Source organism: Streptococcus oralis (assembly GCF_001579175.1).
Lineage (GTDB): Bacteria > Bacillota > Bacilli > Lactobacillales > Streptococcaceae > Streptococcus > Streptococcus oralis_O.
The window spans coordinates 54,920-63,876 of the sequence record NZ_KQ970760.1 but is presented as its reverse complement, the minus strand read 5'-3'; the positions used below and the strand labels follow the sequence as shown (position 1 = coordinate 63,876).

The 8,957-nt window shown below is 40.9% G+C and carries 5 protein-coding genes; 2 read left to right on the top strand and 3 right to left on the bottom strand.

The window, feature by feature from the left end; all coding sequences use genetic code 11:
• The coding region (locus SORDD24_RS04610) for a DUF1846 domain-containing protein (protein ID WP_155720127.1) at positions 1–812 on the top strand (812 nt) is incomplete at its 5' end.
• Positions 813–906: 94 nt separating this feature from the next.
• Complete coding sequence (locus SORDD24_RS04605; RefSeq protein WP_061408015.1) at positions 907–1,389, top strand: S-ribosylhomocysteine lyase; 483 nt, start codon at positions 907–909, stop codon at positions 1,387–1,389.
• 61 nt (positions 1,390–1,450) lie between these two features.
• Here SORDD24_RS04605 and SORDD24_RS04600 read toward each other — a convergent pair whose 3' ends face one another.
• From SORDD24_RS04600 to pflB, 3 genes are all read right to left on the bottom strand, one after another.
• Positions 1,451–3,556, bottom strand: coding sequence for an AAA family ATPase (locus SORDD24_RS04600; protein WP_061408012.1), 2,106 nt, complete (start codon positions 3,554–3,556; stop codon positions 1,451–1,453).
• A gap of 451 nt (positions 3,557–4,007) precedes the next feature.
• Positions 4,008–6,422: a Spy0128 family protein gene (locus SORDD24_RS04595; RefSeq protein WP_061408009.1), complete on the bottom strand. Its 2,415-nt coding sequence runs from the start codon at positions 6,420–6,422 to the stop codon at positions 4,008–4,010.
• 320 nt (positions 6,423–6,742) lie between these two features.
• Positions 6,743–8,957 (bottom strand): formate C-acetyltransferase (gene pflB, locus SORDD24_RS04590; protein ID WP_061408007.1); only part of this gene is annotated, 2,215 nt, incomplete at its 5' end.

The following is an 8,957-nucleotide window of genomic DNA, read 5'->3' as shown; positions in this document are numbered from 1 at the left end:
AGGCTGCCACAGCAGACCTTGATGATGTCAATATGATTGACCCTTTCCATCTCCAAACCTACGGAGAAACCACTGTCAATTACAACCGTGATATCGAAATCTTCCCAGTACTCAAACGTATGTTGGAACGCATTCTCGGTGAATCTCCATACGCTTCACCAACAGACATGGGTGTCAACATGGTTGGTTTCGCTATTACAGATGATGAAGCTGCTATCGAAGCTTCAAAACAAGAAATCATTCGCCGTTACTATCAGACTGTACTTGATTTTAAAGCTGAAAAAGTCGGAGAAACTGCTGTCAAGAAGATTGAACTGCTCATGAACGACCTCGGTATCACACCTGCAGACCGTAAGGTTGCTGTCGCAGCACGTCAAAAGGCGGAAGAAACTGGTGGACCTGCCCTAGCCCTTGAATTGCCAAATGGGGAAATCGTAACTGGTAAAAACTCTGAACTCTTTGGGCCTACAGCTGCTGCCTTGATCAATGCTATCAAAAAATCAGCTGACATCGCTAAGGAAGTGAAACTAATCGAGCCTGAAGTCGTCAAACCAATTCAAGGCCTTAAAATCAATCATCTAGGTAGCCGCAATCCGCGACTCCATTCAAATGAAATTCTCATTGCCCTTGCTATTACAGCCATGGAAAATCCTGATGCTGCACGCGCAATGAAGGAACTTGGTAATCTCAAAGGAAGCGAAGCCCACTCAACCATCATCTTGACCGACGAAGACAAGAATGTCCTACGCAAACTAGGCATCAACGTAACCTTTGATCCATACTACCAATACGATCGCTTGTATCGCAAATAAAAACTCAAACCTCTCCTTTCTTGGGGAGGTTTTCTCTCTGTTTCAAGAGCAGTCTTTATGATATAATGAAAGAAGAAAACTGAAAGGATTTACCATGTCAAAAGAAGTTATTGTTGAAAGTTTTGAACTTGACCACACCATTGTCAAAGCACCCTATGTCCGCTTGATTGGGGAAGAAACAGGGCCAAAGGGAGATGTTATCTCCAACTTTGATATTCGCTTGGTACAGCCAAATGAGGACTCTATCCCTACCGCTGGTCTTCATACAATCGAGCACCTCTTGGCCAAACTCATCCGTACCCGCATTGACGGTATGATTGACTGTTCGCCGTTTGGTTGCCGTACAGGCTTCCACATGATTATGTGGGGACGCCATACCAGCGCTGAGATTGCAGCTGTTATCAAGGATTCGCTCAAGGAAATTGCTGAAACCACTACTTGGGAAGATGTGCCTGGAACAACCATCGAATCTTGCGGAAACTACAAGGACCACAGCCTCTTTTCTGCTAAAGAATGGGCAAAACTCATCCTGAAACAAGGAATATCAGATGATGCCTTTGAACGCCATATCATCTAAACAAAACAAAGGAACCAGCTTTTTAGCTAGTTCCTTCTTTTTTTATTCTCAAAATCTCGAGTTAGGCTTTTTCTCGAATGATCAAGACGCCATCTTCCATATCTGCTTCCAAATGTTTAGCATCTAGATAATCCAAGTGGAAGTCTGTCACCTTATCACGAATTTGTTGTTCAACTACTCGACGGAGAGGACGAACACCCATGACTTCGTCATAGCCTTCTTCTGTGATAAAGTCCTTAGCTGCTTGACTGACTTCCAAATCAATGTCTTTCTTAGCCAAGGTTTGGTTGACTTCAGCCAACATCAAGTCCACAATCTTAGAAAGATCTTCCTTATTTAAGTGTGAGAACTCGATAACTGCGTTAAAGCGGTTAAGGAACTCTGGACGGAAGAACGGTTTCAAGCGGTCCATCAATTCTGGTTTGTCCGCATCTTCTGTCAAATTGGCTTCATAGCCAAATCCAGCATTTGATGTCGCGATAATGACAGTGTTCTTGAAGTTCACTGTATTTCCTTGACCATCAGTCAAACGACCGTCATCCAAGACTTGGAGGAGAAGGGTAATGACTTGAGGATCAGCTTTTTCAATTTCGTCCAAGAGAATGATAGAGTAAGGATTACGACGAACTCGTTCTGTCAAGGTATTGCTATTGTCATCATACCCCACATAACCGGCTGTTGTACCGATCAGTTTAGAGACAGCTGTGCGGTCACTGTATTCAGACATATCCAAACGAATAATCGCATCCTTGGTTCCAAACATATCGAGCGCTAATTGCTTAGCAAGTTCTGTCTTACCAACCCCAGTTGGACCTACAAAGAGGAAGCTACCGATTGGGCGATTGCCTTCATCAAAACCAGCGCGGTTACGACGGATAGCACGAGCCACTGCTTCTACTGCCTTATCTTGGCCGATTACCTTGTGTTCCAAGCGATGAGCCATATCTTTCAAACGTTCGATGTCTGACGCTCCCATTTGTGACACTGGAATACCTGTCATTCGTTCCACAGACTCAGCCACATCGTTGATGCTTGCAGTCACTTTCATGTCTTCTGTGTGGTTTTCGACTTTTTTCTCTAATTCTGCAATACGTGTTTTAGCATTGAGAGCTGCTTCAAAGTCTTCTGCCTCAACTGCTTTTTCTTGCTTGTCTTTTTCTGCCTCAATCTCCCGTTCAACAGCATGCACATCTGTTACAGGATGTTGAGCTGCCAAGTGAGCTGCCGTTACATCGACAAGGTCGATAGCCTTATCTGGCAAGCTGCGTTGTGGAATGTATTGAATCGAATAATCCACTGCTGCTTTCAAGACTTCGTCTGGCAAGATAACATTGTGGTGTTGTTGATAGAGGTCACGAATTCCTTGAAGGATTTTAAAGGTATTCTCTGCTGAAGGAGCATTGACCTTCACTTCGTTGAAACGACGAGCAAGAGCTGCATTTTTCAAAATAGTGTTACGATATTCGTCTTGAGTCGTTGCCCCAATAACTGTCAACTCACCACGAGAGAGAGCTGGTTTGAGAATATCTGCAAGACCTTTAGAACCACTATCTCCACCGATTGAGCCAGCGCCAAGGATTTGGTGAATTTCATCAAAGAAGAGGATAATATTTCCTGCTTCTTTCACTTCATTGACTAAGTTTTGAACGTTTTCTTCAAAGCTACCACGGTATTGAGTACCAGCCTCAAGACCTGAGATATCAATAGAAATAATTTCCTTGTTCTTAATAGCAGCTGGAACATCTCCGTTCACAATTGCTTGTGCTAGACCTTCGACAACTGCGGTCTTACCAACACCTGCATCTCCGACCAAAACAGGATTGTTCTTGGTACGACGTGAGAGGATTTCAGAAGTTTCTTGAATTTCCTTGTTTCGTCCGATAACAGGATCCAACTTGCCCTCACGAGCTTCTGCGGTCAAGTTTCGACCTAGTTTAGCAAGGACACCGTCTTGTTTCATACCTGAAGCGTGTTGTTGCATTTGCGCATCAGATTCTACATTTCCTGGCAATTGACCAGTTGCACGATAGTGAGCAAATTCCTCAGGTGTCACTTCACGTCCATTAATCAAGTAGCGACGATTCTCAGAACTGTATCCTCGCATACCACCCATCAATTGGTTAAATAAATCATCCATGTTGTTAAAGTTATTAAAGTTGTTGTTCATATTCTTTACCTCGTTTATTCTTAATTATTTGCGATCTCTGATATTGACTATCTTTGACCTTTGTTTTAAAAATTTTAGACTAGCTAACTAGCTACTCTACGTATAATTTCTGGTTTTTCTTTTTTAAATAAGCCTTTTATCATCTTCTTTTCAAAGTCTGTTAGATTCAACATAGGCCTCACCCCTTTCTAGGGTATCTATCGTACATTTTCAAGAAATAGAATCATTGAAAATGAAGTTTTCTAAGGAATTCATTTTCCTTATGTTCCTACTATATCACATTGGTCAGTAAAAGTCAATAGTTTTTGACCAAATTTGACTATTTTTTAAAAAAATTTTTTGAAGTACAAAAAAGCCCCTAGAAAACGAATTTTCTAGAGACTTTCTCTATCAAGTTTAAGAGAGAAGAAATATTCTCACGTACCAAGTTTCATGTTTCTTCTACAAAAGCTTAAGCTTTGCGTTTTACGAAGAATACCAATCCACTCAATGCCAAGACTACAAATCCAAGCGCAGAAAGGATAGAGGTTGCTTCCCCTGTGTTTGGAAGTTCAGCTTTACCTTTAGTCTCAGTAGCTGGAGGTGCTGGTTTTGGATCCTCTTTTTGTCCTGGATCAGTTGGTTCTGTTCCTGGAGTTGGATTTATTCCTGGATTATTTGGCGTTGGATCTGGTGTTGGTGCTGGATCTGGCGTTGTTCCTGGATTATTTGGAGCTGGATTTGGATTTGGTTCTGGTGTTGGTGTGGGAACAGTGTATTTATTTGTAAATACAACTTCTTTACCATCCGCATACGAAACCTTTGCAGTCAAGAGACCTTGATCATCCGCAACTACAGTGACTGTTACGGTATGCTCAGTCTTGTCGTATTCAACACCCTCTTCAGTACCAACTTTTTCAACCAAGGTATAAGTGTAAGTACCTGCTTCTTCGAATGAACGAACAAAGGCTACTTTACCTTCGGCAGTATTCTTAGCTGTAGCTACAACGGCGCCTTTCTCTTTCAATTCGAAAGTATAAGCATCAGCTACAAGCTCTTTATTACCTGTAATCTTCTTAGTTGCTTTGATTGTCGCATTTGTTGGAGCTGCTTTATAAGTGTTGGTGAAAGTTGGTTCTGCTGAAGTAACAGAAGCTTTCAATACGCCACCTTGAAATGCTGCTGTTACAGTAACTTCCTTGCCTTCCTCATCAAATGTGATACCATCGATTGCTTTTGAAGTATCTTCTTTGATGATGTAGCGATAAGTTCCCGCACCTTTCAACTCAATATTCTCAAAGGTAATCGTTCCGTCAGCTTTTGATTTAGCTGTAGCTACTGGAGTCTTCAAGTTCTCTGCTGTGTATAGGTTGAAAGTAAACTCATCTGCTTTAGGAAGTTTATCTGTACGACCTTCTACCACTTTCTTAGCAGTCACATTGAATACAGCTGGAACTGGTTCATCTTTAAGATTAATAGTAGAACCTGCTGCTCCGAGTTTAACTGTATACTCTTTCTCATCTAGCTTATAACCAGCTGGAGCTGTCTTCTCTTTAATCTTGAAAGTTTTACCTTCCCATTTCTGATCATAAGTTTTAGTCAGTGCCACTCCTTTTTCATTTGTAGTCACTTCTGTTGTTTCACTTGCATCATCTGATGCCGTTACAGTATAAACTGCTCCTGGAACGGGTGCAAGAGTGAAGGCATCTGTCTTATTAATCTTAATTTGGTAAGCTGTAGAAGCCACGATAGTCCCTGAAATCAAGGAAGTCGCTTCTGCTTTCATGCTAAGAGCTCCTGGACGACTTGTATTTTGAGCCAGTTTTGTTCCGTCTGCTAGAGACAAGGCTGCGATATTTGCTACTTTAGTACCATCATTTGGAGTTGTTGTATTATAAGTAACAAAGTAAGATGTCGTTCCATCTTTAAATGTTATATCAAAAGAAGTATAGTTTTCATTCCAATCAACCGTATATTCTTTTCCCTCAGATAATAATACAGCATCATCAGGAACAGCGGACGTTCCACCAGTAATATCCGCCCTGTAAACTCTCAAAGTTTCTGGTATATATTGAGCAGGAGTATAGGATGTATCGTCGTTTTGAATCGTATCGTGTAGAACAATGTTCTGTCCAAAATCTTGTTTTTCCGTATTTACACGTACCCGCCAGTTTGAAACAGCATCTCCTTTGCTAACTGATCCAATAGCTGCTAATTTTTCAGAAGTCCAATTGTCACGTGATGCTTGACCACCAGATTTTGCGTAGTTTTCAGTACCAACTTTAGGACCTGAAATCGTTTTTGAACTATAAACATGTTTAATTTCTTGCTTCATTGAAGAAGAATTAAAATTAATTAGAGTCTTATTCTGATCCTTTAAGAATCTAAATGATGCAGAAAAGTTACCAGATACATCCTTTACTTTGTCTCCTCCAGTTTTAGCCAAGTATTTATCCAGGTTCTTCAAGGTTATCTTTGCCTTGCCACCTTGGTCATCACCATTTGATGTGACTACTGCCTCTCCTATAGCTACTTGAGTAACCGGATCAATCAACTCCTGATTACCATTATAAACCGTAATAGGAGCCGGAATATCAAAAGTAAAATAATCCCCGTTATTCAAGTTCTCATTATACTGTTTGAGATCAAAAGTCACGCGAAGCTTATATGCTAAATTCGTACGAAGCGAGAAATCTCCTTCCGAAGTCACATTCTGCTTAGTATCTGATGCATCTAACAGATCAATACCTGTAATCACTTGTATCAATTCTTTTGAGACCGGATTATCTGCCCTAACAACGCCTATCAAAACAGAAGCTAGACCTAAAATTGCAAAAGCTAACGCAGAAAATTTAGATAGCATTCTTGACGTTTTGCTTGTCGACATCTCTTTCCCTCTTTTCTATATGAAATTTCTAATTTTAATCCCCCTGTGAGATTAAAACATGCCATTCTGACAATCTCTATCACTAATTAGAGTTTATCTAATATATTAGAACATCTCAATACAATCTATTCAAGTATATTAACTTAAAAATACACGTATTTGCATCATTCTATAACCTAGCCATTCAATTTTGAGCTATTTATATCGGTAAACTGATATAAATAGCTTAATATATGTTACATCTGTAATTAGGCCAATCTTTGATATTATAGTAAAAAGCCAGTCATTTTGACTGGCTTTCTTATTATTCTAATTGAATCTTAGCTCAATGCATCATCCATTGAAAGGACTTCGTGGAAGACACGTTGTGTCAATTCAGTTTTTTGTTCTGGAGTGAGGTATTTAGTGTTTACACAGTATCCAGAGATACGTACGATAACGTCTTCACCTGACATAATCTTTTCGTAAACATCATTCAAGTCCATAACGTTCAAGTTAACGTGTTGTCCACCGTTTTCGAAGTAACCATCAAGGATTGTTACCAAGTTGTCAACTTGTTCGTCACGAGTTTTACCAAGAGCACGAGGTGATACTTGAGTGGTAAGTGAGATACCGTCAGCAGCATAACCAAAGTCAAGGCTTGCAAGTGAGTTCAAGTTTTGCAACCATCCACCTTTAGCTTTGTTAGATGGGTTAGCCCCTGGTGAGAAGAATTCCAATTTAGACAAGTTCACAGAACCATCTTCGTTGAGGTATACACCCTTGTGGACTGGTGAGTTACCAGTTTGTTTAGAGTAGGCAACGTTAGATGTGATGGTAAGAAGTGAAACTGTAGCTTCCGCGTCTTTGTAAAGTTTGTGGCTACGTAGACGAGTTGTGTAAGCTTCAATCAACCATTCTGCCAATTCGTTTGAACGTGGGTCATCTTCACCCCAACGTGGGTATTCACCGATTGTTTCGTAATCGTAGATGTAGCCATTTTCGTCACGGATTGGTTTAACTGTAGCGTACTTGATAGCTGACAATGTATCAACTGTGTTAGCAAATCCACAGATACCGAATCCCATGTTAGCACGTTGTTTAGTTGGCAAGAAGGCCATTTGAACAGCTTCGTAGTTGTACTTGTCAGTCATGTAGTGGATGATGTTCAAAGCGTCTACGTAAGTGTCAGTCAACCAGTCAAGAGATTTTTCGAAGTTGGCTTTAACTGATTCGAATTCAAGAACTTCGTCACGGATAGGATCGATGTCAAATACCTTGTAGTCTTTGTGAACATCGTCGTAACCACCGTTCAAACCAGTAAGAAGGGCTTTAAGAACGTTTACACGAGCACCGAAGTACTGGATGTTGTGACGTTGATCTTCGTTTTCTGGGTCAAGTGGAGATACACAACATGAGATACAGCTCATTTCACCGTATCCGTCTTTAGCCATTGTTGTTACACCTTCGTATTGGATAGAAGAGTGTTTGTGGCTCATGTGCATACAGTAGCGACGGAAGTTGTAAGGCAATTTGTCAGTCCAAAGAACTGTCAAGTTTGGTTCTGGTGAGTTACCGATGTTGTCAAGAGTATTCAAGAAACGGTAGTCCATCTTAGTAACACGGTGACGACCGTCGTTACCCATACCAGCCATAGAAGTTGTGATGAAGGTTGGGTCACCTGAGTACAATTGGTCATAAGCTTTTGTACGAGCAAATTTAACTGTACGAAGTTTCATAACGAAATCATCAACAAACTCTTGGATTTCTGATTCAGTAAATGTACCACGAGCAAGGTCACGTTCTGCAAAGATGTCCAATACGATTGGCACACGACCTAGAGATGTAGCGGCACCATTAATCACACGGCAGACAGCCATGAAGGCAATGTTAACCCATTGGATAGCTTCTTTCGTATTCATCGCTGGTTTGCGAACGTCAACTCCGTAAAGATCACCCAAGCGAACAACTTGTTGCAATGCTTGGTATTGAAGGTTAATTTCTTCACGGAGACGGATTGTTTCTTCATCGATTTCTTCGATAGAGTTCCAGTCGTTCACTTTTTCTTGCATCAAGTAGTCTGCACCGTAAAGAGCAAGACGTGCGTAGACACCGATGATACGTCCGCGAGAGTAAGCATCTGGAAGACCAGTTACAGTGTGAGCGTGACGAGCACGACGGATGTTTGAAGTATAAGCACGGAAGATCCCATCGTTAACTGTTGTTACGTATTTAGTGAAGATTTCATGAACAGCTGGGTCTGGTTCGTATCCATTTTCTTTCAAAGTTGTTTCAGCCATACGGATACCACCTTTTGGCATGAAGTTGAGTTTGAAGAGTTCGTCGTTTTGGATACCGAAGATCAATTCGTTTTCTTTATCGATAAATCCAGCAGGAATATCAGCAATAGATGTTGGACGAGTGTCCATTGGGAAACGAGTTTCTTCGTAATGTGCTTTTGTTTCTTCTACGATTTTTTTGATGTGAAGTGAACGTTCTGTTGGTCCAGCAAGGAAACTTTCATCTCCATCATAAGGAGTGTAGTTAGCCTGAACG

Coding starts and splice junctions, on each gene's coding strand:
- SORDD24_RS04605 (WP_061408015.1), top strand. CDS start 907: ATGTCAAAAGAAGTTATTGTTGAAAGTTTTGAACTTGACCACACCATT.
- SORDD24_RS04600 (WP_061408012.1), bottom strand. CDS start 3,556: ATGAACAACAACTTTAATAACTTTAACAACATGGATGATTTATTTAAC.
- SORDD24_RS04595 (WP_061408009.1), bottom strand. CDS start 6,422: ATGTCGACAAGCAAAACGTCAAGAATGCTATCTAAATTTTCTGCGTTA.